General features: G+C 66.7%; 27 protein-coding genes and 1 tRNA gene. 16 read left to right on the top strand and 12 right to left on the bottom strand.

Features of this window, described 5'->3' with window-relative positions:
• Nucleotides 1-6: 6 nt before the first annotated feature.
• The 8 genes from ACTZWU_RS07820 to ACTZWU_RS07785 all read left to right on the top strand — a co-directional run bounded on the left by ACTZWU_RS07820 (nt 7) and on the right by ACTZWU_RS07785 (nt 7,624).
• Complete coding sequence (locus ACTZWU_RS07820) at nt 7-378, top strand: fluoride efflux transporter FluC (protein WP_444736792.1); 372 nt, start codon at nt 7-9, stop codon at nt 376-378.
• A complete protein-coding gene (locus ACTZWU_RS07815; protein ID WP_444736791.1) occupies nt 375-1,427 on the top strand; it encodes an RluA family pseudouridine synthase in 1,053 nt (350 codons plus the stop codon). Before ACTZWU_RS07820 ends, ACTZWU_RS07815 begins: the two co-directional genes overlap by 4 nt.
• Nucleotides 1,424-2,080, top strand: a complete 657-nt coding sequence (locus ACTZWU_RS07810) for an HAD-IA family hydrolase (protein WP_444736790.1) — start codon at nt 1,424-1,426, stop codon at nt 2,078-2,080. The genes ACTZWU_RS07815 and ACTZWU_RS07810 overlap by 4 nt, the downstream gene beginning before the upstream one ends.
• A complete protein-coding gene (locus ACTZWU_RS07805; RefSeq protein ID WP_444736789.1) occupies nt 2,077-2,790 on the top strand; it encodes an ATP12 family chaperone protein in 714 nt (237 codons plus the stop codon). Before ACTZWU_RS07810 ends, ACTZWU_RS07805 begins: the two co-directional genes overlap by 4 nt.
• Before the next feature lie 166 nt (nt 2,791-2,956).
• Nucleotides 2,957-3,982, top strand: coding sequence for an amino acid ABC transporter substrate-binding protein (locus tag ACTZWU_RS07800; RefSeq protein ID WP_444736788.1), 1,026 nt, complete (start codon nt 2,957-2,959; stop codon nt 3,980-3,982).
• A 131-nt stretch (nt 3,983-4,113) separates the two neighbouring features.
• Entirely contained in the window at nt 4,114-5,370 is a 1,257-nt protein-coding gene (locus tag ACTZWU_RS07795) for an amino acid ABC transporter permease (protein ID WP_444736787.1), read from the top strand.
• A 1-nt stretch (nt 5,371) separates the two neighbouring features.
• Nucleotides 5,372-6,826 carry an amino acid ABC transporter permease gene (locus tag ACTZWU_RS07790; RefSeq protein WP_444736786.1) on the top strand — a complete coding sequence of 485 codons (1,455 nt, stop codon included), beginning with the start codon at nt 5,372-5,374 and terminating at the stop codon, nt 6,824-6,826.
• A 12-nt stretch (nt 6,827-6,838) separates the two neighbouring features.
• Complete coding sequence (locus ACTZWU_RS07785) at nt 6,839-7,624, top strand: amino acid ABC transporter ATP-binding protein (protein WP_444736785.1); 786 nt, start codon at nt 6,839-6,841, stop codon at nt 7,622-7,624.
• 123 nt (nt 7,625-7,747) lie between these two features.
• Here ACTZWU_RS07785 and ACTZWU_RS07780 read toward each other — a convergent pair whose 3' ends face one another.
• The 10 genes from ACTZWU_RS07780 to rpmH all read right to left on the bottom strand — a co-directional run bounded on the left by ACTZWU_RS07780 (nt 7,748) and on the right by rpmH (nt 15,782).
• The gene (locus ACTZWU_RS07780; protein WP_444736784.1) at nt 7,748-8,266 is read right to left on the bottom strand and encodes a SixA phosphatase family protein; all 519 of its coding nucleotides are present in this window, start codon (nt 8,264-8,266) and stop codon (nt 7,748-7,750) included.
• A gap of 80 nt (nt 8,267-8,346) precedes the next feature.
• A complete protein-coding gene (gene argB, locus ACTZWU_RS07775) occupies nt 8,347-9,246 on the bottom strand; it encodes an acetylglutamate kinase (protein WP_444736783.1) in 900 nt (299 codons plus the stop codon).
• Between the two features lie 62 nt (nt 9,247-9,308).
• Nucleotides 9,309-9,959 (bottom strand): ribosome biogenesis GTP-binding protein YihA/YsxC, encoded by a 651-nt coding sequence (yihA, locus tag ACTZWU_RS07770; RefSeq protein ID WP_444736782.1) that lies wholly within the window; start codon nt 9,957-9,959, stop codon nt 9,309-9,311.
• Nucleotides 9,956-10,717 (bottom strand): MOSC domain-containing protein, encoded by a 762-nt coding sequence (locus tag ACTZWU_RS07765; protein WP_444736781.1) that lies wholly within the window; start codon nt 10,715-10,717, stop codon nt 9,956-9,958. Before ACTZWU_RS07765 ends, yihA begins: the two co-directional genes overlap by 4 nt.
• Nucleotides 10,714-12,561 (bottom strand): membrane protein insertase YidC, encoded by a 1,848-nt coding sequence (gene yidC, locus ACTZWU_RS07760; RefSeq protein WP_444736780.1) that lies wholly within the window; start codon nt 12,559-12,561, stop codon nt 10,714-10,716. The genes ACTZWU_RS07765 and yidC overlap by 4 nt, the downstream gene beginning before the upstream one ends.
• A gap of 120 nt (nt 12,562-12,681) precedes the next feature.
• Entirely contained in the window at nt 12,682-13,977 is a 1,296-nt protein-coding gene (locus ACTZWU_RS07755; protein WP_444736779.1) for an EAL domain-containing protein, read from the bottom strand.
• Between the two features lie 59 nt (nt 13,978-14,036).
• Nucleotides 14,037-14,924 carry a tRNA 2-thiocytidine(32) synthetase TtcA gene (gene ttcA / locus ACTZWU_RS07750; RefSeq protein ID WP_444736778.1) on the bottom strand — a complete coding sequence of 296 codons (888 nt, stop codon included), beginning with the start codon at nt 14,922-14,924 and terminating at the stop codon, nt 14,037-14,039.
• The gene (gene yidD / locus ACTZWU_RS07745; protein WP_444736777.1) at nt 14,924-15,196 is read right to left on the bottom strand and encodes a membrane protein insertion efficiency factor YidD; all 273 of its coding nucleotides are present in this window, start codon (nt 15,194-15,196) and stop codon (nt 14,924-14,926) included. Before yidD ends, ttcA begins: the two co-directional genes overlap by 1 nt.
• Nucleotides 15,193-15,603 (bottom strand): ribonuclease P protein component, encoded by a 411-nt coding sequence (gene rnpA / locus ACTZWU_RS07740; RefSeq protein WP_444736776.1) that lies wholly within the window; start codon nt 15,601-15,603, stop codon nt 15,193-15,195. Before rnpA ends, yidD begins: the two co-directional genes overlap by 4 nt.
• Nucleotides 15,604-15,647: 44 nt before the next feature.
• A complete protein-coding gene (rpmH, locus tag ACTZWU_RS07735) occupies nt 15,648-15,782 on the bottom strand; it encodes a 50S ribosomal protein L34 (RefSeq protein ID WP_042247969.1) in 135 nt (44 codons plus the stop codon).
• A 302-nt stretch (nt 15,783-16,084) separates the two neighbouring features.
• Between rpmH and ACTZWU_RS07730 the strand changes: the two genes are divergently transcribed.
• Together ACTZWU_RS07730 and ACTZWU_RS07725 are read left to right on the top strand one after the other, a co-directional pair.
• Complete coding sequence (locus tag ACTZWU_RS07730; RefSeq protein ID WP_444736775.1) at nt 16,085-17,509, top strand: sensor histidine kinase; 1,425 nt, start codon at nt 16,085-16,087, stop codon at nt 17,507-17,509.
• A 104-nt stretch (nt 17,510-17,613) separates the two neighbouring features.
• Nucleotides 17,614-17,690: transfer RNA gene (locus ACTZWU_RS07725), tRNA-Arg, on the top strand.
• A gap of 45 nt (nt 17,691-17,735) precedes the next feature.
• Here the strand turns inward: ACTZWU_RS07725 and ACTZWU_RS07720 are convergent.
• The gene (locus tag ACTZWU_RS07720) at nt 17,736-18,782 is read right to left on the bottom strand and encodes an AbrB family transcriptional regulator (protein ID WP_444736774.1); all 1,047 of its coding nucleotides are present in this window, start codon (nt 18,780-18,782) and stop codon (nt 17,736-17,738) included.
• Between the two features lie 267 nt (nt 18,783-19,049).
• On the opposite strand from ACTZWU_RS07720, the gene ACTZWU_RS07715 reads away from it, so the two are divergent.
• From ACTZWU_RS07715 to ACTZWU_RS07705, 3 genes are all read left to right on the top strand, one after another.
• Nucleotides 19,050-20,339, top strand: coding sequence for a PQQ-dependent sugar dehydrogenase (locus ACTZWU_RS07715; protein WP_444736773.1), 1,290 nt, complete (start codon nt 19,050-19,052; stop codon nt 20,337-20,339).
• An 83-nt stretch (nt 20,340-20,422) separates the two neighbouring features.
• Nucleotides 20,423-21,448 (top strand): tRNA dihydrouridine(20/20a) synthase DusA, encoded by a 1,026-nt coding sequence (gene dusA / locus ACTZWU_RS07710; RefSeq protein ID WP_444736772.1) that lies wholly within the window; start codon nt 20,423-20,425, stop codon nt 21,446-21,448.
• A 9-nt stretch (nt 21,449-21,457) separates the two neighbouring features.
• Nucleotides 21,458-22,267, top strand: coding sequence for a sulfite exporter TauE/SafE family protein (locus tag ACTZWU_RS07705; RefSeq protein WP_444736771.1), 810 nt, complete (start codon nt 21,458-21,460; stop codon nt 22,265-22,267).
• On the opposite strand, the gene mazG is transcribed toward ACTZWU_RS07705, so the two are convergent.
• Entirely contained in the window at nt 22,264-23,070 is an 807-nt protein-coding gene (gene mazG / locus ACTZWU_RS07700; protein WP_444736770.1) for a nucleoside triphosphate pyrophosphohydrolase, read from the bottom strand. The two genes, ACTZWU_RS07705 and mazG, sit on opposite strands and share 4 nt — an antisense overlap.
• A 63-nt stretch (nt 23,071-23,133) precedes the next feature.
• Here mazG and ACTZWU_RS07695 point away from each other — a divergent pair, with 63 nt between their 5' ends.
• From ACTZWU_RS07695 to secD, 3 genes are all read left to right on the top strand, one after another.
• The gene (locus ACTZWU_RS07695; RefSeq protein WP_444736769.1) at nt 23,134-24,309 is read left to right on the top strand and encodes a M20 aminoacylase family protein; all 1,176 of its coding nucleotides are present in this window, start codon (nt 23,134-23,136) and stop codon (nt 24,307-24,309) included.
• A gap of 157 nt (nt 24,310-24,466) precedes the next feature.
• Nucleotides 24,467-24,799: a preprotein translocase subunit YajC gene (yajC, locus tag ACTZWU_RS07690; RefSeq protein WP_444736768.1), complete on the top strand. Its 333-nt coding sequence runs from the start codon at nt 24,467-24,469 to the stop codon at nt 24,797-24,799.
• 15 nt (nt 24,800-24,814) lie between these two features.
• A complete protein-coding gene (gene secD, locus ACTZWU_RS07685; RefSeq protein ID WP_444736767.1) occupies nt 24,815-26,479 on the top strand; it encodes a protein translocase subunit SecD in 1,665 nt (554 codons plus the stop codon).
• Nucleotide 26,480 lies beyond the last annotated feature (1 nt).

Here is a 26,480-nt window from a genome sequence, read left to right as displayed (position 1 = left end):
ACGATGATGAACCCTTATCTTCAGGTCGCCGTCGGCGCGGCAATCGGCGGCATGTGCCGCCTTGCGTTCTATCGCTCGCTGCCCGCGCATTGGGTGGCGATGGGCGGTGCGACGCTTGCGGTGAACGTGATCGGCAGCTTCGTGATGGGGCTTGGCTTCGCGCTGGTCGTGCAACGGTTGGGGCAGGATTTCGCGCCCTTCCTGCTGGCCGGTCTGCTGGGCGGGTTCACCACCTTTTCCTCTTTTTCGCTGGATGTGGTCGCAATGTGGGAGCGGGGCGAGGCCGTCGCGGCGGTGGTCTATATCGCCGCCTCGGTCGTCCTGTCGATCCTCGCGCTGATCGCGGGTCTGGCTGTCGCAAGGAGCGTGCTGGCATGAGCGGCGTGCAGATGATCCGCGTGGGTCTGGACGAGGGCGAACAGCGCCTCGACCGTTGGTTGAAGAAGCGGTTTCCGCACCTGTCGCAGGGGGCCGTCGAAAAGATGTGCCGCACCGGGCAGCTTCGCGTGGACGGGGGCCGGGTCAAGGCCGCAACGCGCCTCGAGGCGGGACAGGAGGTCCGTGTGCCGCCCCTGCCCGAGGCCGCGCCCGCAGCGCCCCGGATCAGCCGGGGGCCGCGCATCCCCGAAAGCGATCAGGCCATGATCCAGGCGGCCGTCCTGTGGAAGGACGAGCATGTGATCGCGCTGAACAAGCCCCCGGGCCTGCCCAGCCAGGGCGGCAGCGGGCAGGGCAGCCGCCATGTGGACGGGCTGACCGGCGCGCTGATGTTCGGCTTCAAGGACCGGCCCAAGCTGGTGCATCGCCTGGACAAGGACACGTCGGGCGTGCTGCTGCTGGCGCGCACCGACCGCGTGGCCCGCGCCCTGTCCGAGGCGTTCCGCGCCAAGACCACGCGCAAGATCTATTGGGCCGTGGTTGCGGGCGTGCCGCATCCGCGCATGGGAACGGTGCGCTACGGTCTGGTCAAGGCGCCCGGCCACGGACGCGGCGGCGAGGGCGAGAAGATGATCGCCGTCCATCCCCGCGACATCGACACGACCGAGGGCGCCAAGCGCGCCACCACCGATTACGCCGTGCTTGACGCGCTTGGCTCGCGCGCCAGCTGGTGCGCGCTGGTGCCGATCACGGGCCGCACCCATCAGTTGCGCGCGCATATGGCCGAACTGGGCCATCCGATCGTGGGCGACGGCAAGTATGGCGGATCGGGGCAGGAAAACCTTGGCGATGGCTGGGGCGCGCAACTGGGCGGAGAGATCAGCCGCAAGCTGCATCTGCATGCGCGCTCGATCAGCTTCGATCACCCGATCACCAAGAAGCGCATCACCCTGACCGCGCCCCTGCCCGAGCATATGCAGCGGACGTGGAAAACGCTTGGCTGGCACGAGAACGACGTGCCCGACGATCCCTTTGCGGAGGTCGAATGAGGCTGGTCGTCTTCGACGTGGACGGGACGCTGGTGGACAGCCAGCATCACATCATCCGCGCGATGACCGACGGTTTCGCCGCCGCCGGGCTGGAGCCTCCGCCCCGGGACGAGGTTCTGGGCATCGTCGGCCTGTCGCTGCCGGTCGCTGTGGCGCAGCTTCTGCCTCTGGCCGATCTGCCGACGCAAGCGCGGGTGGTCGAGGCTTATCGCGCCTCTTACATGCAGGCGCGCAGCGAACGCGCGGCGCCGCTTTATCCCGGCGCGCTGGATTGTCTGGACCGTCTGTCGGCACGCGACGATCTGCTGCTGGCCGTGGCCACGGGCAAGTCGCGGCGGGGGCTGGATGCGGTGATCGCCGCGCATGGGTTGCAGGGCCGCTTTGTCAGCCTGCAGACGGCGGACGGGCATCCGTCGAAGCCGCATCCCTCGATGCTGCTTCAGGCCCTGGCCGAGGCCGGATGCGAGGCGCGCGCGGCGCTGATGGTCGGCGATACCAGTTTCGACATCCAGATGGCCCGCGCCGCCGGGATGCCTGGCTGGGGCGTGACCTGGGGCTATCACCCGGCGCAGGCGCTGAATGCTGCGGGCGCGGCGCTGATCGTCGAGGATTTCCACAACCTGACAGAGGCAATCGAGGATTGGGCTTCATGAGCGAATGGAAGGCGCGGCGCTTCTGGAAAGCGGTTTCGATCCGCGACACCGAGGGCGGGCACGAGGTCTATCTGGATGATCGTGCGCTGAGAACGCCGGGAAAGCTGCCGCTGATCCTGCCGACCGCCGCCCTGGCCGAAGCGCTGGCGCAGGAATGGCAGGCCCAGGGCGATCTGATCCAGCCTCAGACGATGCCGCTGACCCGCGCGGCGAATTCCGCGATCGAAAGGGTTTCGACCCAATTCGAAGCCGTTGCGGACATGCTTGCCCAATATGGAGGCACGGATCTGCTGTCTTATCGGGCAACCGAACCGGCCGCGCTGATCGCGCTGCAGGCTGATTCGTGGGATCCTCTGCTGGACTGGGCGCGCACCGAACTGGGCGTCGTTCTGAGGGTCACGCAAGGGGTGATTCCCGTCGCGCAGGACCCCGCCGACATGGCCCGTTTACGCGCGTTGCTGAGTGATTTTGACGCGTTCGGCCTGACGGCGCTGCATGATCTGGTCACCTTGCCCGGCTCGTTGATCCTGGGTCTGGCGGTCGTGCGTGGCCATCTGAATGCCGACCAATCCTTCGCTTTTTCCCGCATCGACGAGGAATTCCAGGCCGCGCGATGGGGCCGCGACGAGGAGGCCGACGAGGCCGCCGAGGCCCGCCGCCTGTCCATGATTTCAGCAGAGAGACTTTGGCACCTTTCGCGGGTCGGTTGAAAGCGTTTGCCAAAGCGTCACGAGTTCTTGACGCATGGCTTTGTATCGGCACAATAACGCCTATGGGACCGCCCTCCGGGGCGGTTTCGCACAAGAAGGGTCGGCAACGATCCGCTTTGCGCCTTTCGCGGCCAAGGCTTCGGGGCGCTCCAACACAGAGGTAGATATGACAAAAACGGTTTTCCTGGGGACGGTAGCCGCAGCGAGCCTGATCGCCGGCATGAGCCTGGCGCAAGAGGGCTCGACGCTTGCTCAGGTCAAGGAGCGGGATGAACTGAATTGCGGCGTGAACACCGGTCTCGTCGGCTTTGCCGCACCGGACGCCAACGGCAACTGGACCGGCTTTGACGTCGCTCTGTGCCGCGCTGTGGCTGCCGCCGTTCTGGGCGATGGCAACAAGGTGCGCTTCGTGCCGACCACCGGTCAGACCCGCTTCACCGCACTGGCCTCGGGCGAGGTTGACGTTCTGGCGCGCAACTCGACCTGGACCTTCTCGCGCGATACCGACCTTGCGCTGGATTTCCTGGGCGTCAACTACTACGACGGTCAGGGCTTCATGGTTCGCAAGGACCTGGGCGTGACCTCTGCCAAGGAACTGGACGGCGCCACCGTCTGCATCCAGACCGGCACCACGACCGAGCTGAACCTGGCCGATTACTTCCGCGCCAACGGCATGAACTACACGCCCGTCAACATCGACAGCAATGCCGAGGGCGAGCAGCAATACATGGCCGGCGCCTGTGACGCCTACACGACCGACGTGTCGGGCCTTGCCGCGACCCGCGCCGCCTTTGCCGATCCGGAAAACCACGTGATCCTGCCCGAGATCATCTCGAAGGAACCGCTTGGGCCGGCCGTTCGCCATGGCGACAACAACTGGGGTGACATCGTCCGCTGGACCCTGAACGCGCTGATCGCCGCCGAGGAATACGGCGTCACCTCGCGCAACATCGAGGAGCTGGTGCGTTCGTCCAACAACCCGGAAGTCCAGCGCCTGCTGGGTACCAGCGACGATCTGGGCGCCATGATCGGCCTCGACGCCGAATGGGCGCGTCGCGCGATCCTGGTCGGCGGCAACTACGGCGAAATCTTCGCCGCCAATATCGGCGAGCAGACCCCGATCGGTCTGGCGCGCGGGCTGAACGCCCAGTGGACCCAGGGCGGCCTGCTCTACGCGCCCCCGTTCCGCTGATTGCGGCATGACCGGGATCAGGGCCTTCGGGCCCTGGTCCCACGCCCGACAAGGGCGGTGATCTTCAAGAATTCGCCCGCAAGACACATACGGCGCAAAGCCGAGACGCGGGTCAACAGGGGTTTATTCAGATGACGGATGTCTCGGCGCCGGGCAACCCGCCGTTCCGGTTGAGCATGCTGATCTATGATCGGCGCTACCGCTCGCTGACCTTCCAGGTGATCGTTTTCATTCTTGTGATGGCGGGGCTCTGGTGGCTGGTGGACAACACCATCAAGAACCTTGCCCTGCTGGGCAAGAACTTCAACTTCGGCTTTCTGTTCCAGCGCGCGGGCTACGACATCCCGCAGACGCCCATCCCCTATACTTCGGACGACACGCATTTCCGCGCGGCCACCGTCGGACTGCTGAACACGCTGATCGTGGCCATCCTGGGCTGCATCGCGGCGACCTTCCTGGGCATCATCGTCGGCGTGGCCCGCCTGTCGAAGAACTGGCTGTTCGCCCGCCTGATGACCGTCTTCGTCGAGATCTTCCGCAACATGCCGCTGCTGCTGTGGATCCTGATCATCTATGCGATCTTCACCGAGATCCTGCCCACCCCCGCCGCCTATCGGGGCGAGGATGCGGCCTGGTCGATGATCTTCTTCGATCACGTGGCGCTGACCAACCGCTACACCGCACTGCCCACGATGGCGATGACCAATGATCCGGGCAGCCTGGACCTTGGCGCGCGCATCACCTTCAACTGGGCCACCATCACCTTTGCCTCGGTCCTGATCCTGGGCCTGTTCGTCCGCCGGATGATCCGCAACTGGGCACAATCCGTGCAGGACCGCACCGGCGACCGTCCGACGACATGGTGGATGAGCGTTGCGGTCATGACCGTGCCGTCGCTGCTGCTGATCTGGTATTTCGGCCTGCATCTGGTCGCGCCCGAACTGACCGGCTTCAACTTCACCGGCGGGCTGAATGTGTCCAATGCGCTGATCGCGCTGTGGCTGGCGCTGACGCTCTATACCGCCGCCTTCATCGCCGAGATCGTGCGCGCGGGCATCCTTGCCGTCAGCAAGGGCCAGACCGAGGCCGCCTATGCGCTTGGCCTGCGTCCGAACCGCACGATGAACCTGGTGATCCTGCCGCAGGCGCTGCGGGTGATCGTGCCGCCGCTGATCTCGCAATACCTGAACCTGACCAAGAACAGCTCGCTGGCGATCGCGGTCGGCTATATGGACCTGCGCGGCACGCTTGGCGGCACCACGCTGAACCAGACCGGCCGAGAGCTGGAAGCCATCGTCCTGATGATGCTGGTCTATCTGGTGCTGAGCCTGCTTATTTCCGGCGCGATGAACATCTTCAACGCCCGCGTCAAGCTGAAGGAGCGCTGAGATGAGCGAAACCGGCGCACAAACCGTCGCCTATGTCCGCGACACGATGCTGCCCCCGGCCCCCGCGCCCGAGGCACAATCCGGCGCGATCAAGTGGCTGCGCGAGAACCTGTTCTCGGGGCCCGTCAACACGATCCTGACGCTGCTGGGCATCGGCATCGTCTATTTCCTGTTCATGACCTTCTGGGACTGGTTCGCCCATTCCGTCTGGAACGCGGGCAGCCTGAACGAATGCCGCGAGATCATCGCCGCCACCTGGGGCGAGGGCGCGCGCGGGGCCTGCTGGGCCGTGATCCGCGAACGCTGGAACCAGTATGTGTTCGGCTTCTACCCGCAGGACCTGTATTGGCGCCCGACCATGACGATGGGCCTGATGATGGTGGCGCTGGCCCCGGTGCTTTTCGCGCCCGAGATCCGCATCCGCCGCGTCCTGCTGGTCATCACGGCCGCCGTCACGCTGGTCTCGATGATCGCGCTGTCGGCACCCACGGGCTGGCTGCTCTTTGCGGCGATCGTGCTGATCGGCGGGCTCTGGATCTCGGAACGCAACGTGCTGTGGCTGCTGCCCTTCTCGGTCCTGTTCCCGCTGCTCGGGGTCTGGCTTCTCTGGGGCGGCAGCCTCTGGGGTCCGATCTTCGTGCTGGTCGGCCCGGTCCTCGGCTACCTGGCCTATCGCGCGATGCTGCGCGTGCTGCCGGCGGCCTCGGTCATCGTGGCGATCATCGTCACGCTGCTCTTCTGGCTGACGCTGGCGGGCGAGGCGGCGCGCGACGCGGAAAACCTGCTGTCGCTGTCGATCCAGTCGGTCCGGTCGGACCGGTTCGGGGGCTTCCTTCTGTCGGTCACGATCGGCGTTTCGGGCATCGCGCTGTCGCTGCCCCTGGGCATCATGCTGGCGCTGGCGCGGCAATCGGACATGTTCCTGATCAAATCGCTCTCGGTCGTCTTCATCGAGTTCATCCGCGGCGTCCCGTTGATCACGCTGCTTTTCGTGGCATCGCTGCTTCTGAACTACTTCCTGCCGCCGGGCACGACCTTCGACATCATCCTGCGGGTCATCATCATGGTGACGCTGTTCGCCGCCGCCTACATGGCCGAGGTGATCCGCGGCGGCCTCGCCGCCCTGCCCAAAGGTCAGTACGAGGCCGCGGACGCCCTTGGCCTCGACTACTGGAAGGCGCAGCGCCTGATCGTGCTGCCGCAGGCGCTGAAGATCTCGATCCCCGGCATCGTCTCGACCTTCATCGGGATGTTCAAGGACACGACACTGGTGACGTTCGTTGGCCTCTACGATCCGCTCAAGTCTATGTCGGACGCGGTGCGCGCCTCGACCGACTGGAAGGGCATCTACTGGGAGCCCTACATCTTCGTCGGCGCCATCTTCTTTCTCATCTGCTTCGGCATGTCGCGTTACTCGATGTATCTCGAACGCCGCCTGCAACGCGACCACAGGTAAGGACCACCCATCATGGAAACCATCGAACGTCAGATCGACCGCAGCCACATGACGGTCAGCGACGAGGTCGCCATCGACATCCGCGCCATGAACAAGTGGTACGGCAGCTTCCACGTCCTGCGCGACATCAACCTGACCGTCCACCGGGGCGAACGGATCGTCATCGCGGGTCCCTCGGGTTCGGGCAAATCGACGCTGATCCGCTGCATCAACCGGCTCGAGGAACACCAGGCCGGCGACATCGTCGTGGACGGCGTGGCGCTGACCAGCGACATCAAGAACATCGACAAGGTCCGCTCCGAAGTCGGCATGGTGTTTCAGCACTTCAACCTGTTCCCGCATCTGACGGTGCTGGAAAACTGCACGCTTGCCCCGATCTGGGTCCGCAAGATCCCGCGCAAACAGGCCGAGGAAACGGCGATGCGCTTCCTCGAAAAGGTCAAGATCCCGGAACAGGCGCACAAATATCCGGGCCAGCTCTCGGGCGGCCAGCAGCAGCGCGTCGCCATCGCGCGCTCGCTCTGCATGCAGCCCCGGATCATGCTCTTCGACGAGCCCACCTCGGCCCTCGACCCCGAGATGATCAAGGAGGTCCTCGACACCATGATCCAGCTCGCCGAGGAAGGCATGACCATGCTCTGCGTCACGCACGAGATGGGCTTTGCCCAGGCCGTGGCCAACCGGGTGATCTTTATGGATCAGGGCCAGATCGTCGAGCAGAACAACCCGACCGACTTCTTCAACAACCCGCAATCGGAACGCACCAAGCTGTTCCTCAGTCAGATCCTCGGCCACTAGGACCAAGGGCGAAGATCAACGCCACGAAAAGACGGCCCCCGCCTGACCGCGGGGGCCGTTCTGCATTTTGCCTTGGTTCAAATATCCCGGGGGGTCCGGGGGGCTGGCCCCCCGGCCTCGCCCTCAGGCGCGCCCGTCGAAGCGGACGAAATCCATCACGCTGCCCTCGCCGGGCCTGATCTGCGACCAGTCCTCGATCTGAAAATCCACGACCAGCGTAGCCGCCGTGGGATAGCGCCGGAAATCCGGGTCCAGCGGCGGCCGCGATGGCAGCATCGCGGCGAATTCCGAAATCCCCGGATTATGCCCCAGCATCATCACCGTCTGGTGGCTGGCGGTGCGCAGCACGGCCATCATCCGCTCGGCTCCGGCATGATAGAGCGCGGGCTCAAGCCGCAGAACGGGGCGCGTGCCAAGAGCGGTTCGGACAACGCCCTCCCAGGTTTCGCGCGTGCGGGCAGAGGTCGAGCACAGAACCTCCTCCGGCTCATAACCCCGGCTGGCCAGCCAATCCCCAAGCGCGCGGGCCGATCGCTGGCCGCGGGCGTTCAGGGGGCGGTCATGGTCCTCCAGCGCGGGGTCGTCCCAAGCCGATTTGGCGTGGCGGGTCAGGATCAACCTGCGGTATCCAAGCGGAGTCATCTGGGCGCTGCCCCCTTCCCATGCGGTTCACCGCCAGCCTGCCACAGGGTCCGACGGGGCCGCAAGCCCCGCCATCGGGCCTAGAGCCCGGTATCGCCCTGACGCAATCCGCGCGGCTTGACGCGAGGCTCGGTCGATCGGATCAGCGAACCCGCGCCATGTTCGGTGAACAGCTCCAGCAGGCAGGCATTCGGCACGCGCCCGTCCAGGATCACGACGGCCCGGACGCCGTCCTCCAGCGCCTTCAGCGCGGTCTCGGTCTTGGGGATCATCCCGCCGGCGATCTGGCCATCCTCGATCATGGCGCGCACCTGGTCGGGGTGCAGCTGCGTCACCACTTCGCCCGAGGCGTCCTTGACGCCCGCCACATCGGTCAGCAGCAGCAACCGGTCCGCCTGTAGCGCGCCCGCGATGGCGCCCGCAGCGGTGTCGCCGTTCACATTGAAGGTCTCGTTATCCTCCATCCCCGTGGCGACGGGGGCGATGACCGGGATCATCCCGGCGCTGTAAAGGTCGCGGATGATCTGCACGTTCATCTCGATCGGGCGGCCGACGAAGCCCAGTTCGGGATCGTCCGCCTCGCAGACCATCATGTCGTCGTCCTTGCCGGAAATACCGACCGCGCGCCCGCCCGCATCGTTGATCGCCTGCACGATCCGCTTGTTGACCAGACCCGACAGGACCATCTCGACGACCTCGACGGTCTCCTTGGTGGTGACGCGCTTGCCACGGACGAAGCGGCTTTCGATGCCCAGCTTGCCAAGCAGGTCGTTGATCATCGGGCCGCCGCCATGGCAGACGACCGGGTTCATGCCGACCTGCTTCATCAGCACGATGTCGCGGGCGAATTCGGCCATCGCCTCGTCATCGCCCATCGCATTGCCGCCGAACTTGACGACGACGACCGCGCCCGAATAGCGCTGCAGATAGGGCAGGGCCTCCGACAGGGTGCGGGCGGTGGCGATCCAGTCACGGTTCATGGTCTGTCTTCTCATCCTCAAGGCCCCAAGCTGACGGGCGGACCCTAGGACGCGAGGCCCGATCAGTCCAGCCCGGCAATGATCGCGCGCAAGGTGGCGATGCCGTGGCCCTTTTCCGAAGAGGTGACGACAATCTCAGGATAGGCGGCGGGGTGTTTCTGCAGCGCCTCCTCGACCTGGGCCAGAACCGGTTTCAGCGCGCTCGGCCCCAGCTTGTCGGTCTTGGTCATCACGACCTGGAACGGCACGGCCGACTTGTCCAGAAGCTTCATGATCTCGTGATCGACATCCTTAACGCCGTGGCGCGAATCGATCAGGCAGAAGGCCCGGCGCAGCGTCGGCCGCCCGGCCAGGTAGTTCTTCAGCAGCGCCTGCCATTTCGCGACGACCGCGACCGGCGCCTTGGCGAAACCGTAGCCGGGCAGGTCCACCAGGTAGGATTTCTCGCCCAAGGTGAAATAGTTGATCTCTTGCGTGCGGCCCGGCGTGTTCGAGGCGCGGGCGATGCCCTTGCGGCCGGTCAGGGCGTTGATCAGGCTGGACTTGCCGACATTGCTGCGCCCGGCGAAACAGACCTCGGGGCGGTCGGCGGGGGGCAGGCCGTCCATCGCGACCACGCCCTTGAGGAAATCGACGGGGCCTGCAAACAGCAGGCGCGCGGCCTCGGCGGTCTCGGCGTCGGGTTCGGCGGCGATGGGAAAGGCGACCTTCATGGCGTGACCTCGTCTCCGATGCGGATCTCGCCCCCGGTCACGACCTCGGCGAAAATGCCGAAATCCGTATGTCCATAGAGGCGGTCCAGGGTTTCGACCATGTCGCCGTCGCGCTGGCCGGTTGTGGTGTCGGCGGATGTCGCGTCGCAGCGTCCGACATGGTCGGTCACGCGCAGCTCGACCCCGCCGATGCGGATGACACGGCCGATCCAGTCACGCTCGGCCCAGGGGCCCGCGCCTTCGATCCACAGGTTGCCGCGCCAGCGTTGCGTGCCAAGGCTGCGGCCCGTGCGGCTTTCCAGATCGGCCAGGCTGTCCAGCGACAGGATCGAGATCCACGGCCATTTCTGGTCGGTCCAGATCGCCGCTCCGCGCACCAGGCGCGTCGGCGCTGGCGCATGGGCAGGCCAGAGGGGGCGCAGCCAGTCGATCAGGGCGGGGCCGTCGGTTTCGGGATCAATGCTGATCTGTCCGGCCTGAGGGTGGCGCAGCACCAGCAGGCCATCCTGCCAGCCGCCCTCGATGGCTTGCAGCGGCAGCGAGGACACCCCGCGCATAAAACAGGTCTTGGGCAGCCAGCGATCCGGCTGCCCCTGGGTCTGGCTGGTGATGGCATGGCGTTCGCCGGCCTCGGTCAGCACGGCCCATTCCCGATCGCCCGGCAGGCGCCGCGCGGGCGCCAGCGTTACGGCGTCCAGCCCCTCTCCGCCGACCGACTTGATCGGATGGCGGCGGATCAGGGCCAGCCGCGCGGTCACTTGCCCTTGCCCTCGCGGGCCTTGGCGCGTGACGGGATCGAGGCGCGGATGTTGCCGAAGAAGTCCGGCCGGTGCCCGTGCATCGACATGATCGTGTATTGCTGGATGATCGTGATCACGTTGTTCGTCACCCAGTAGAGCACGAGGCCCGAGGCGAAGCCGCCCAGCATGAACATGAACACCCAGGGCATCCAGGCAAAGATGGTCTTTTGCACCGGATCGGTGGGGGCCGGGTTCAGCTTCTGCTGCATCCACATGCTGACGCCAAGCGCGATGGCCAGCGCGGGCAGGGTCAGCGAATGCAGCAACGTGCCTTGCGCGGGAACGCCGATGGGCAGCAGGCCGTAGAGGTTCAGCAGGCTCGACGGATCGGGCGCCGAAAGGTCCTGGATCCAGCCGAACCAGGGCGCGTGGCGCAGTTCGATCGTGACGAAGATCACCTTGTAGAGCGAGAAGAAGATCGGGATCTGCAAGAGGATCGGCAGGCAGCCCGCGGCGGGGTTCACCTTTTCGCGTTTGTAAAGCTCCATCACTTCTTTCTGGAACTTCATGCGATCGTCGCCGGTGCGGGCCTTGATCTCCTCCATCTGCGGCTGCAGTTCCTTCATCTTGGCCATCGAGATGTAGGATTTGCGCGCCAGCGGGAAGACCAGGGTCTTCAGCACGAAGGTCAGCGCGATGATCGCCCAGCCCATGTTGCCGATGATCCCGTGCAGCCAGTGCAGCAGCTGGAAGATCGGCTTGGTGAGGAAATAGAACCAGCCCCAGTCGATCGAGTCGACAAAGCGCTGGATGCCCTGCTCGCGCTCGTAGCCGCGGATGACCTCCCAGACCTTGGCGCCGGCGAACAGGTAGCTTTCGGCGGTCAGCTGCGTGCCGGGCGCGACCGTCTGCATCGGAAAGCGTGCTTCGGTCTGGTAGATGTCGGCGCCCTCGGCGTATTTCACGACGGCGGTGAAGGCCTGACCGGGCGCGGGGGCCAGCGTGGTCATCCAGTATTTGTCGGTGAATCCGACCCAGCCATTGTCGCTGACCTCGAAGACCTCGGCCCGGCCCTCGCGCGCTATCGGGTCCAGCTCGGCGATGTCGCGGTATTTCTTTTCGACGAGGCTGCCATCGACCATGCCGACGACACCCTCGTGCAGGATGAAGAAGTTCTGCGTGTCGGGAAGGCCGTGGCGCGCGATGATCCCGTAGGGCGCGGCCGAAAAGGCGGCGCTGCCGCTGTTCTCGAGGCTTTGGCCGACGGTGAACAGGTAATTCTCGTCCAGCGCGAAGGTGCGGCGGAAGATCTGGCCCGCGCCATTGTCCCAAGCCAGCGTCACGGGCTGGCCGGGGGCCAGCGTATCGCCCGATTCCAGCGTCCAGACCGTCGCCGGGCCGGGTACCAGTTCCGCCGAGACGCCCGGTCCGGGGGTCCATCCATAGACGGCATAATAGGGCTTGGTCAGGTTGACGCTGATACGGTCATCCGCCGTGGCAGACGAGGGCGACAGCAGACGCACCTCGGGCGAGCCTTCGTCCAGCGTCTCCTTGTAGCGGGTCAGCATCAGGTCGTCGATCCGCCCGCCCAGAAGCGAGATCGAGCCTTCCAGCGCCTCGGAGCGGATCGCGACGCGGCCAAGCGGCTCGGCGGGCTCGTCCGTGGCGGCCAGGTCCGCCGGGGCGGCCTCGCCCACCGGCACCGCAGGCGCCAGCGGCTGGTCGCCGATGCCCTGTTCAGCCAGAGGCTGGCCCGAGGGCTGGTCCGAGACGGGTTCGGGCGCAAAGACCGTGTACCAGACCAGGATCACCAGGAACGACAGGACCGTCGCCAGGATCAGATTTCTGTTGTTGTCTTCCATGCCGTCACCACTGTCATCGCGTCAGTCGCGCCGGTTCAACAGAAGCGACCCCCAAAGGTCAAGCAGATTTGCCGCGACGCGCAGTCACGCAAGGCTGCCGCGGCGGCCCCGAGGCCGGTTTCAGCCCAAGAGCCGCCCGATGCTGCGCCCGTTCGCGGCCTGGCGCGCCAGATAGGCGGCCACCTCCTCCAGCGGCATGGGGCGGGCGATGGCGTGGCCCTGCACCTCGTCGCAGCCCATCTGGGCGAGGAAGGTGTATTCCTCGCGCGTCTCGACCCCCTCGGCCAGGGCGGCGATGCCCAGGCGTTCGGCCAGCGCCAGGATGGCCAGGATCATGCGCTGCTGGGCGGGATCGATGTCACAGCCGGTGACGAAGCTGCGGTCGATCTTGATACGCTGCACGCCGAATTGTCGAATCGCGTCAAGGCTTGCATAGCCCGTGCCGAAATCGTCCAGATCGATGTGGCAGCCCGCGCGCGCCAGCGCCATCAGGTTGCGACGTGCTTCGGCATTGCTGGTGATCGGGCCGACGGTCTCGAGAACCTCGATCGTCAGGCGCTCGGGACGCAGGTCGTGGCGATCAAGCTCCCACAGGATGCCGGCGGCGAAATCCGGGTTGGCCAGTTCACAGTTCGAGATGTTCAGCGCGACGCAGGGCACGTCCCAGCCCGCCCGGTCCCATGCCTTGAGCGCGCGCAGCCCCTGATCGAGGATCGCCAGCGTCAGCGCGCCGTGATCTTCGACCGACATGCGTCCGAAAAACGCGCCGGGCAGCAGCAGACCGCGTTCGGGGTGGTTCCAGCGGGCCAACAGCTCGAATCCGCGCACCGCACCGGTGTTGCAGCAGACCTGCGGCTGGAAATAGGCCTGGATCTGACCGGCGGCGGCGGCTTCGGCAACGCTGGCGCCACGGCCGCCCGTTGTCAGCGCAGGATCATAGGGAAACAGCGTTACCCGGCCAAGCGCGTCGTCGGTCAGCGTCTCGAAACGCTGGCGGGCATTTTCGGTCATCTCAGCCAGATCGGGCAGGGGCGCACCCTCGGCATGGATCAGCACGCCGGTCAGCACCGGCAGGATGTCGCGCCCCGAAACCGCGATGGGCGTCTGCGCCTGATCCAGCAGTCGCCGCGCGACACCGATCGCATCCAGATCGTCGCGTCCCGACAGCAGCACCGCAAAGAGGCCGGGGGCGATGATTTGCACCGGGTCCTCGGGGCGGGTCGCCCGGCTCAGCGTCATCGAGAGCCGCACCACCAGATGCCCCATCGCGGCCTTGCCCAGATGGTCGGCAAGCGGTTCGGCATTTTCCAGCCTCAGAAGCAGCAGGCTGCGGCTGCCCTCGACCGGGGCGGCAGAGGCGGACCGGCCCAGCATGATCCGCAGTGGCGACAGAAGACGAGAAAATCTTTCGAACATGCCGGGCCTTTCACACAACCACCGGGGATCGTGTTTAGGCCGGAATGTTTGCCGTTCCGTTAATGTTCACCCGGATTCGGACGCAGGACCGGCGGTTTTACCGCCTCATTCGTCCTTTCACCGGGGAAAAGGCCCGAAAAATCGAACAAGCCGCTGTCCAGCAGATGCGAGGGGCGCACATTCATCAGCGCCCGGAACATCACCTGACGACGGCCCGGGCTGCGTGATTCCCACTCGTCCAGCATCCGCTTGACCTGCACGCGCTGAAGACCCTCCTGACTTCCGCAGAGATCGCAGGGAATGATCGGATAGTTCATCGCGCGCGAGAATCGCTCGCAATCGGCCTCGGCCACATAGGCCAGCGGGCGCAGCACGGTCAGGTCACCCTCTTCGTTCAGCAGCTTGGGCGGCATCGCGGCCAGCCTGCCACCGTGGAAGAGGTTCATGAAAAACGTTTCCAGAATGTCGTCGCGGTGATGCCCCAGAACGACCGCAGAACAGCCCTCTTCGCGGGCGATCCGGTAAAGGTTGCCGCGCCGCAGCCGCGAACACAGCGCGCAATAGGTCCGGCCTGCCGGCACCTTTTCCTTCACGATGGAATAGGTGTCCTGATATTCGATCCGGTGGGGCACGCCGCGCGCCGCCAGGAATTCGGGCAGGACCGTCGCCGGAAAGCCGGGCTGACCCTGATCCAGGTTGCAGGCCAGCAACTCGACGGGCAAGAGCCCGCGCCACTGCAATTCATGCAGTACGGCCAGCAGCGCATAGCTGTCCTTGCCGCCCGACAGGCAGACCAGCCAGCGATCGCCGGGCCGGATCATGCCGTAATCCTCGATCGCGGCGCGGGTCTCGCGCACGAGGCGCTTGCGCAGTTTGCGGAATTCGGTCGTGTCCGGGGCGCCTGCGAAAAGCGGATGGATCTCGGTCTCGTCGGAATCGTCCAGCATCACGGCGCTTTCTTCTGTTGGTGCGCGCAGGCGCGGTCATGGTCGGGATCGGCGCCCGGAACCGGGTCGTAGCCATGCCCGCCCCAGGGGTGGCAGCGGCAGATCCTGCGCGCGGTCAGCCAGCCGCCACGCAGCCCGCCATGCCGCGCCAGCGCGTCCAGCGCATAGGCCGAACAGGTCGGCTGGAACCGGCAGCCATGCCCCACCCAGGGCGAGGCGACCAGCCGGTAGGCCCGCACCGGCAGGGCCAGGGCGCGCGCCAGCGGCGTCATGCGTGGATCTTTCGCAGCGCCCGGCCCAGATCGTCGCAGAGCGCGTCAAAGGGGCGGGTCGCGGTAGCCTCGGGGCGGCCGACAAGGACGTAATCCCAGCCGGAACGGGCCAAGGCGGGCAGAACGTGGCGCGCGGCCTCGCGCAGGCGGCGCTTGGCACGGTTGCGGGCAACCGCATTCCCGATCTTCTTCGAGCAGGTGAACCCGATCCGCGGCGGCCCGTCATCATCCCGCGCGCGGGCCTGCAACAGGAAGCCCGGCATGCCCTGACGGCGTGCGCGGGCAGCGGCCAGAAAATCGGCGCGCTTGGTCAGGATGGGCGGCAGGCGGCGCTCGCGAACGCGAAATGCCGCCGTGCCGACATCCCCTGGCTGCGGATCAGCGATGGGATGGGGCAGAGGCGGCATGTCGACAGCCTTGTTCTGGCGGGTTATCCCCGCCGGGCGCAATGTCAGGCCGACAGGCGCTTGCGGCCCTTGGCGCGGCGGCGGTTCAGCACCAGACGGCCGCCTTTGGTGGCCATGCGGGCGCGAAAGCCGTGACGGCGCGCACGAACGAGGTTCGAAGGTTGGAAAGTGCGCTTCATGGTCGGTCTCCGGGTCGTAACTTGCGGGTGACGCGGGGACGGGAGGCGGTGCATACCGACACCCCGCGCAAACGCGCCGGTCATTCGAAGCCCGCCACCTAATGCAGAAGCCCCCCCCCGTCAACCCGAGTCTGGGCCATCGCGCCGAAAAGGCCGCGCGCCCGTTCCCGACGGTCACATTTTGGCGTTCATCCCTTGTGCGGGGGTGACAAGGAACCGTGGCATCATCACATTCGTTTGAACAGGATTGCCCGAACCGCTGGCTGACAACCGGGCGGCATGACAGCATAACCCCGGATCACATGCGACTGAACACGATCTCTGGCCGATTCGCTTTGCTGACGATGATGTTCGTCATCCTGGCAGAGCTTTTCATCCTGCTGCCCTCGCTGGCCGCGTTCCGGCTGGATCATCTGGAATCGCGCCTTGAACGGGCGCAGATCGCAAGCCTTGCGCTGCTGGCCACCGACGAATCGCTTGCCGCCGACCTTGAGGCCGAGCTGCTTCAGAATGCGGGCGTCTTCAACGTCGTCCTGCGGCGCAACGACATCCGCCAGCTTGTGCTGTCGTCGCCCATTCCGGGGCCTGTGACCGCCACCTATGACCTGCGCGACGACGGCGTGGTGCAATCCATCGACGACGCGCTGGCGACGCTGTTCCGGCGCGACAACCGGGTGATCCGGGTGATCGGCGCGCCGGTGAACCAGGCCGGCCAGCTGATCGAGATCACGATGGAGACCGCCCCCCTGCGCGAGGCGATGATCGATTATGCGCTTCGGCTGCTGGTCGTGTCGGCGGCCTTCTCGATCCTGACGGCGGCGCTTCTGTTCATTGCGGCGCAGCGCCTGATCCTGGTGCCGATCCGCCGTGTGATCAGCCATATGTCGGCCTATGCCAAGGCGCCCGAGGATGCGCGCCACATCATCACCCCCGATGCCCGTCTGGTCGAGCTGCACGAGGCCGAGACTGCGCTGCAATCCATGCAGAAGACCGTCACCTCGTCGCTGAAGCAGAAGGAACGGATGGCGCAGCTGGGGCAGGCGGTCGCCAAGATCAGCCACGACCTGCGCAACATCCTGACCACCGCGCAGATCTTCGCCGACAGGCTTGAGGACAGCGCCGACCCCAAGGTGCGCCGCGCCGCGCCCAAGCTGGTGAACTCGATCACCCGGGCGGTGAATCTCTGCGAGACGACGCTAGCCTTCGGCAAGGCCGAGGAACCCTCGCCCACGCTGTCGCGCTTCAACCTGGCGAAGCTTGCCGCCGAGGTGGTCGAGGCCGAGAGCCTGGCCGGAGAGGCCGCAGGCAAGGTCGAGTTCCTGACCGATATCCCGCCCAGCCTGACCATCCGCGCCGACCGCGACCAGCTTTACCGCGTGTTGTCGAACCTGGTGCGCAACGCGCGGCAGGCGATCGAGGGCGCGAACCAGACCGGCACGGTCGAGATCGGCGCGGGCGAGAATGACAGTGACTGGTGGATCAGGATCGGCGATACCGGACCGGGACTGCCCAGCAAGGCGCGCGAATACCTGTTCCAGCCCTTCACCGGCGGCGCGCGCAAAGGCGGCACGGGGCTTGGCCTCAGCATCGCGGCCGATCTGGTGCGCGGCCATGGCGGTCGGCTGGAACTGATCCGCAGCGACGAAGAGGGCAGCCAGTTCTGCATCCTGATCCCGCGCGACATGGCGATCCTGCCGCTCCGCAGTGAGTTGGCGCCGACCGGCTGAGCCTGGGTTTCCCCCGCCCGACGCTTTTTTCCGGGGCGGGTGATTTTTTGTGGTTTTTGCCCTTGCGCTCCTCCGGCGTGACCGTTAGTTCACCGCCTCAAGACGGACCCGTAGCTCAGCTGGATAGAGCACCAGACTACGAATCTGGGGGTCGGGCGTTCGAATCGCTCCGGGTCCGCCATTTCCCAACCATCGCAGTATAGTCGCGCCCTTGGGGCGCCGCGCATCAGCGCCCGATGCGTCGGTTCAACGCCGTTGCGATGCCGGGGATGAAGGGCACGATCAGAAAGATCCGCACGATGTGGAAGGCCGTGATCAGCGCCACGTCCAGGCCCAGATATTTCGCGGTCAACGCCATCTCGGTCACGCCTCCGGGGGCGGCGCCCAGGACCAGATTCTCCCAGTTGAGGCCAAGGATGCGGGCCAGCACGAAGGCCACGATGGTCGTCAGCGCCACGAACAGCAGGGTCGAGACGATGCTGGCCCCGATCATCCGCCCGGCCGAGGCAAAGAGGCTGCGCCGAAAGCTTGATCCCAGCCACGTCCCCAGCAGCACCTGCGCCGCGCCCAGAACCACCGGCGCAAAGGGGGCGGGCGTGATCCCCGCCGCTGTCAGCCCCGCCGATCCGGCCAGCGCGCCGAGGAAAAAGGGGTTCGAGATGCCCAGCCGCCGGAAGATCAGCGCGACGGCGACTGCCACGGCAAGCAGGATGACCGACCCCACGGGATCGAACGGCCCGACGATGCCCGGTCCACGGTCGGGCCAGCCCTCATAGGCATAGATCGCCAGCGGCACGACGACCACGATCGCGGCGATCCGCAGCGTCTGGGCGAAGATGATCGGGCCGACGGCCTGGCGCAGACGTTCCGCGATCACGGCGGCCTCGACCGGGCTGGTGGGGATCGTCGACAACAGCGCGGGCACCCCGCCCATCCCCGACATCCGCGCCAGCGCCATCGCCGCGACAGCCGCGCAGAGCCACGTCGCCAGCGCCATCCCGACCAGCAGCGGCGCCAGCGAGACCAGCACCGCCAGCGCGGCAGGCGAAAAGGCCAGACCCACCTGCGCCGCGACGATGATCTGGCCGACAGGCCGCGTGCGGACGGGCACCTCGAACCGGGTGAAACCGGCAAGATAGAGGATCGCGGTGAAGATCAGCGGCCCGATCATCCAGGGCAGGGGCGCACCCATCCGGCTGAGCAGCGCACCGCCAAGGATCGCCCAGAGATAGATCGCCAGAGGCTCGACCGCTTGTCTCGCACGCATGGTCATGGCTCCTCCTTCGCTCGACAGCATCGGCGCCCGATGTTTTTGCATCAAGTGCAAAAGCGGGCTGCGGCCATGCGCCGGCCTCGGGCGGCGGGCAACACCTGCCGGCTTTTGGCCGCGCTGCACGGGACGCATCCCGGCGCGGTCGGGCATTGACGATGCCGGCCGACCTGGCGTGAACCCATGGGCGCGATCGGGCGTTGTTGCCCCGCGTCCCCTGCTGCTAGGCTGGCGGCACGCCGATGTCATCGGACCAGAAGGGGGAAGGGGATGCAGTTTCTCGCCAAGGCCGCCACCGCCGTGGGTGGAGCCGTCGCGCTGATGCGCCGGATGGGCGCGCCGGATCAACAGGCCATGGGCCCGCGCCCGGAGATCCCCGAAGCGCGCAAGCAGGGCATCATGACGCTGAAGATGCCCGCCGCGCATGGCTGGGTCGACGGCCACGTTCCGACTGCCGCGCCGGGGCTGCGCGTCAACGCCTTTGCCACCGGGCTGGACCATCCCCGCTGGATCGAGGTCCTGCCCAATGGCGACGTGCTGGTCGCCGAATCCAAGGAACAGCCCGGCCCGCCGAAGAAGCTGATGGACCATGCCGCGCAGGCCGTGATGCGCCGCGCCCGCGCCATCGGCACCAGCGCCAACCGCGTGACGCTGCTGCGCGACGCCGATGGCGACGGTGTGGCCGAGTTCCGCACCCCCTTCGTCCAGAACCAGAACCAGCCCTTCGGCATGGCGCTGGTGGGCGAGCGCTTCTATCTGGGCAATACCGACGGCGTCCGGGTATTCGACCACAAGCCGGGCGAGACGGCGTTGCAGGGCGAGGGGCGGCGTCTGGTCTCGTTCAAGCCGCATGGCCACTGGACGCGCAGCCTGCTGGCCTCGCCGGACGGACGCAAGCTCTATGCGGGCGTGGGCTCGCTGAGCAACATCGCCGATGACGGGATGGAGGTCGAGGAAGGCCGCGCCGCAATCTGGGAACTGGACCTTGAGACGGGCGACGCGCGCATCTTCGCATCCGGCCTGCGCAACGCGGTCGGCATGGCATGGGAGCCTGTGACCGGCGCGCTCTGGACGGTGGTGAACGAACGCGACGGGCTGGGCGACGAGACGCCGCCCGATTACCTGACCTCGGTCCGGGACGGGGGCTTTTACGGCTGGCCCTATTGCTATTGGGGCGACACGGTCGATGATCGCGTACCGCAGAACGCCGAGATGGTCGCCCGCGCGATCCGGCCCGATTACGCGCTGGGCGGGCATACCGCGTCGCTGGGCCTCTGCTGGATGCCCGAGGGCACGCTGCCGGGCTTCGGCGAGGGCATGGTGATCGGCCAACACGGATCGTGGAACCGCTCGAAGCTCAGCGGCTACAAGCTGATCTTCGTGCCCTTCGCCCATGGCGCCCCAAGCGGCCCGCCGCGCGACATCCTGTCGGGCTTCCTGTCGGATGACGAAAAGCTGGCCTATGGCCGCCCGGTGGGCGTGGTCGTCGGCGCGGATGGGCGGTCGCTCTTGATGGCCGACGATGTGGGCGACGTGATCTGGCGGGTGACGGCGGCCTGAGGCGGCTTGAACCTGTCGCCCATTTCCGGCAGGTGCGGCGCCGACAGACGCGCCGCCTGTCGGACAGCCCCCGGTGGACCCGCATGACGACGACCGATCAGCCCAGTCTCGCAGAAAACGCCCGGCTTTCCGTGGCGCCCATGATGGACTGGACCGACAGCGCCTGCCGCCGGTTCCACCGGCTGCTGTGCCGCCACGCGCTGCTTTACACCGAGATGGTGACCGCCCCTGCCGTGATCCATGGCGACCGCGCGCGGCTGCTGGATTACGATGCCGCCGAGCATCCCGTCGCGCTGCAACTGGGCGGGTCCGACCCGGCCGAACTGCGCGAGGCGACCCGCATCGCCGCCGATTGGGGCTATGACGAGATCAACCTGAATGTCGGCTGCCCCAGTGACCGCGTGCAATCGGGCTGTTTCGGCGCAGTGCTGATGAAGACGCCCGAACTGGTGGCCGAATGCGTGGCGACGATGCAGGCGGTCAGCCCGGTCGAGGTGACGGTGAAATGCCGCATCGGCGTCGATGATCAGGACCCCCACGAGGTGCTGCCCGATTTCGTGGCGACGATGCGCGCGGCGGGGATCAGGCGCATGACGATCCATGCCCGCAAGGCGTGGCTGCAGGGCCTCAGCCCGCGCGAGAACCGCGAGGTGCCGCCGCTGGATTACGATCTGGTCCACGCCATGAAGCGCGCCTTTCCCGACATGCACCTGTCGATCAATGGCGGCATCGCGGATATGGACACGCTGCGCGACCAGTTGACCCATATGGACGGCGTGATGGTGGGCCGCGCAGCCTATCACCAGCCCTGGGCGATCCTTGGCGCGGCGGATGCGCTGTGGGGCGCGACGCCGCCCTTTGCCGACCCGGTCGAGGCCGCGCAGGCGATGCGGCCCATTATCCTTGATCATCTGGCGCAGGGCGGACGGCTGCACCACTTCACCCGGCACATGCTGGGGATCTTCCACGGCTTGCCCGGCGCGCGGGGCTGGAAGCGCACACTCTCCGAGGGCGCCTCGAAGGGCGGGATCGAGGTCTATGACGCCGCCCTCGCGCAGGTTCAGGCCGCCCGCATCGAGGCGCTGGCTTCCGCCGCGACGCCGGGCTAGTCACGCCCCATGAGCGAATTGATCCCTGCCGTCATCGGCCTTGCCGCGACCGGAGCCTTTGCGGGCATTCTGGCCGGCCTTCTGGGGGTCGGGGGCGGCATCGTGCTGGTCCCGGCCTATTTCTACGTCTTCACGCTGGCGGGCTTCGGCGGGGCGGGCGTCATGCAGATCGCGCTGGCAACGTCGCTGGCGACGATCATCGTGACCTCGGCGCGGTCGGTCATGGCCCATCACCGCAAGGGCGCGGTCGATTGGGACATCCTGCGCGGTTGGGCGCCCGGCATCGCGCTTGGCGCGGGCATCGGCGCGCTGACTGTGGGCGCCCTGCGGACCGAAACGCTGCAGATCATCTTTGGCGTCATGATCTCGGTCATCGCGATCTATATGGCGGTGTCGCGCCCGAATTGGCGGCTGGCCGATCAGATGCCGGGGGGCCTCTGGCGCTGGATCTTCTCGCCCTTCACGGGTTTCGTGTCGGTGCTGCTGGGGATTGGCGGCGGCAGCATCGGCGTGCCGCTGATGACGCTGCATGGCCGCCCGATCCACCGGGCGGTGGCGACGGCGGCGGGCTTTGGCGTGCTGATCGCGGTGCCCTCGGTCGCGCTGTTCCTGTTCATGCCGACGGCCAACGCGCTGCCCTATACGCTTGGCTCGGTGAACCTGCCCGCGTTCTTCCTGACCATCGCCATGACGCTGATCACCGCGCCGATGGGCGCGGCGCTGGCGCATCGCACCGACCCCAAGCGGCTGAAGCGCTATTTTGCGATCTTCCTGCTGCTGGTCGGCCTGAACATGCTGCGAAAGGCGCTGATGGGCTAGGCGCGTTCGGCGGCCTTTGCCTCGTTCCACAGGCGGTCCATTTCCGCAAGGTCGCTGTCCTCGGGGCGGCGGCCGGTGGCGGCCAGAGCGGCCTCGATGGACTGAAAGCGGCGGGTGAACTTGGCGTTGGCGCGGCGCAGGGCGGCTTCGGGATCGACCTTCAGATGCCGCGCAAGGTTCGCCATGACGAACAGAAGATCGCCGAACTCCTCCTCCATCGCCTCGGGTCCAAGGCTGTCGCGGGCCTCGACCAGTTCGGCGGCTTCCTCGGTGATCTTCTCCAGCACGTCGCCCGCATCGGGCCAGTCGAACCCCACCCGCGCGGCGCGGTTCTGCAATTTCAACGCCCGCGTCAGCGCGGGCAGGCCAAGCGCCACCCCGTCCAGCGTGCCGCGTTCGGCCTTGCCGGCGCGCTCGACGGCCTTGATCGCCTCCCAGTCCTTGACCTGCTGCTCGGCCGACTTGTCGCGGGATTCGTCGCCGAAGACATGGGGATGGCGAAAGATCAGCTTGTCGCTGATCGCGGCGGCACAATCGGCGAAATCGAACATCCCGGCCTCATGCGCCATCTGGGCGTGAAAGACGACCTGCAACAGCAGATCGCCCAGCTCTCCGGGCAGCTCGTCCCAGGCCTGACGCTGGATCGCGTCCTCGACCTCGTGCGCCTCTTCGATCGTGTAGGGCGCGATCGAGGCGAAGTCCTGCTCGATATCCCAGGGGCAGCCGGTCTTGGGGTCGCGCAGGGCGGCCATGATGCCCAAGAGGCGGGTGATCTCGGCTTCGGGGTCGCGTGCGGCGGCCATTGCAATTCCCATCGGCAAGAGGACAATGGCCCCCGACTGCCACACAGAAAGGCGCAAGTCCACATGCCCGTCCTGAACCGCATCGCCGATTTCGCCCCCGAGATGACGGCATGGCGCCGCCACCTGCACCAGCATCCGGAACTGGGCTTCGACTGCCACCAGACCGCCGCTTTCGTGGCCGAACGCCTGCGCGAATTCGGCGTGGACGAGATCCACGAGGGGATCGGCCAGACCGGCATCGTCGCGATCATCAACGGGCAGGCCCCTGGCCCGACGATCGGACTGCGCGCCGACATGGACGCCCTGCCCATGGACGAGGCGACGGGCGCCGAATGGGCCTCGACCGTGCCGGGGCGGATGCATGCCTGCGGCCATGACGGCCATACGACCATGCTTCTGGGCGCCGCGCGCTATCTGGCCGAGACGCGCAATTTCGCGGGCCGGGTCGCGCTGATCTTCCAACCCGCCGAGGAAGACGGCGGCGGCGGCGATGCGATGGTGCAGGACGGCATCATGGACCGCTTCGACATCGCCCGCGTCTTTGCGCTGCACAACAATCCCGGCCAGCCCGAGGGCAGTTTCCAGACCACGCCCGGCCCGATCATGGCGGCGGTGGACCGCTTCGACATCCACATCAAGGGACGCGGCGGGCATGGCGCGCTGCCGCATCTGACCGCCGATCCGGTCGTGGCCGCCGTGGCGGTGGTGCAGGCGATCCAGACGATCACCAGCCGCAACCACCACGCGCTGGAGGATCTGGTCGTCTCGGTCACGCAGATCCATACCGGCAGCGCCGACAACGTGGTGCCGGACAATGCCTGGATCTGCGGCACGGTCAGGACCTTCGCGCCGCATGTGCGCGACATGGTGCGCCGCCGCATGACCCAGATCTGCGACGGCGCCGGCATGGCCCACGAGGTCGAGATCGTCCTTGACTACCAGCAGGGCTATCCGGCGACGGTGAACGATGCCGACCAGACCGAATTCGCCGCCGAGACTGCGCGCGAGATCGCGGGCGAAGCGCGCGTCGATGCCGAAGCCGGGCGCGAGATGGGGGCCGAGGATTTCAGCTACATGTTGAACGCCCGCCCCGGCTGCTACCTGTTCCTGGGCCAGGGCGAGGGGCCGGGCGTCCACAACGCGGCCTATGATTTCAACGATGCCGTGGCGCCGGTCGGCGCCAGCTTCTTCGCGCGGCTCGTGGAACGCGGCCAGCCGCTGCACCCCGAGGATGCCTGACTTCGTCTGACGCGCGTTCACAAAGCCGTTTGCGGGCCTTGCCACGGGGCGGGGTGGCGCTTTCTTGCCAAGGGCGGGCGGCGCGGCTAGGTTGCGCGCCAATCCAGACAGGGGCGCCGCCATCGGGGCGCTGTCCCGACAGACGAAAGGATCGTGCATGTTCGTGACCCCCGCCTATGCCCAGGCCGCCGGAGGCGCTGGCGCCGGTGCTGCCTTTGCGCAGTTCATTCCCCTGATCCTGATCTTCGCGATCATGTACTTCCTGATGATCCGCCCGCAGCAGAAACGCCTGCGCGCGCATCGCGACATGGTCGGCGCGCTGAAAAAGGGCGATCATGTCGTCACCCAGGGCGGCATTCTGGGCAAGGTCACCACCGTGCGCGACGACGAGCTCGAGGTCGAGATCTCGCAGGGCGTCCGCATCCGCGTCGTGCGCAGCACCATCGCGCAGGTCGTCAGCAAGACCGAGCCTGTCGCCGCGAATTCCTGAAAGGCTTAAGCCCAAATGCTTCAGATCGACCGCTGGAAGCGCATCCTGATCCTCGGGATCTGCCTTCTCGGGCTGCTATACGCGATGCCCAACGCCTTTTACGCCCGCGTCGAGGCGCATAATGATGCCATGGCCCGGATCGAGGCCACCGGCGTCACCACGCCCGAATTGCAGGCGGCGGCGGAAGGCTGGCCGAACTGGCTGCCCTCCAGTCTGGTCAATCTGGGGCTTGACCTGCGCGGCGGCGCGCATCTCCTGGCCGAGGTTCAGGTCGAGCAGGTCTACAAGGGCCGCGTCGATGCGATCTGGCCGGAACTGCGCCGCGCGCTGGCCGCCGAACGCGAGACGGTCGGCGCCATCCGCCGCGTCGAGGCGCCCGAGGGCGTGCTGGCCGTCGAGATCGGCAACCCCGACCAGATGGCCCGCGCGCTGGACATCGCTCGCAGCTTTTCCACCCCCGTCACCACGCTGACCGGTGCGGGGCAGCAATCGCTGGCCATCGCCTCGGACGGGGCGGTCATGCGGATACAATTGTCGGATGCCGAAAAGGCGCTGACCGACGACCGCACCATACAGCAATCGCTGGAGATCATTCGCCGCCGCGTCGATGAGGTCGGCACCCGCGAGCCGACCATCATGCGTCAGGGCGAGGACCGCATCCTGATCCAGGTGCCCGGCATCGGCTCGGCCGATGAGCTGAAGGCGCTGATCGGCACGACGGCGCAACTGACCTTCAACCCGGTCCTCGGATCGACCTCGGACCCCGAGGCCGCGCCGGGCGTGGGCCAGATCATCGCGCCCTCGCTGGACAATCCCGGCCTCTACTACATCCTCGAGGACAGCCCCGTCGTCACCGGCGACGATCTGGTCGATGCCATGCCCGGCACCGACGAGAACGGCCAGCCCTCGGTCAATTTCCGCTTCAATCCGACCGGCGCGCGGGCCTTCGGGGCCTATACTTCGGCCAATATCGGCCAGCCCTTCGCCATCGTGCTGGACAACGAGGTCATCTCGGCCCCGGTCATCCGCTCGGCCATCACCACCGGGTCGGGGCAGATCTCCGGCTCGATGAATTTCGATCAGGCCAGCCAGCTTGCGATCCTGCTGCGCGCGGGCGCCCTGCCTGCGGAACTGGAGTTTCTTGAGGAACGCACCGTCGGCCCCGAACTGGGGCAGGACAGCATCGACGCGGGCAAGGTCGCGGCCAGCGTCGGTTTCGCGGCGGTGATCCTGTTGGTCGTCATGTCCTACGGCATCTTCGGCGTCTTCGCGTCGATCGCGCTGGCGGTGAACATGGCGATCCTGTTCGCGCTGCTGTCGGTCATCGGCGCCACGCTGACCCTGCCGGGCATCGCGGGCATCGTGCTGACCATCGGCATGGCGGTCGATGCCAATGTGCTGGTCTTTGAACGCATCCGCGAGGAATTGCGCACCGCCAAAGGCCCCGCCCGCGCCATCGAGCTGGGCTACGAAAAGGCGATGTCGGCCATCGTGGACGCCAACATCACCACCCTGATCGTCGCGGCGATCCTGTTCGTGTTGGGGTCCGGCCCGGTCAAGGGCTTCGCCGTCACGCTGAGCCTCGGGATCATCACGTCGGTCTTCACGGCGCTCTTCGTCACGCGCCTTCTGACCATCCTGTGGTTCGAGCGCGCGCGCCCGAAAACGATCGAGGTGTAAC

Source organism: Paracoccus sp. NSM (assembly GCF_052379855.1).
In the GTDB taxonomy this organism is placed as follows: domain Bacteria; phylum Pseudomonadota; class Alphaproteobacteria; order Rhodobacterales; family Rhodobacteraceae; genus Paracoccus.
This window is presented reverse-complemented; position numbering and strand designations above follow the sequence as displayed.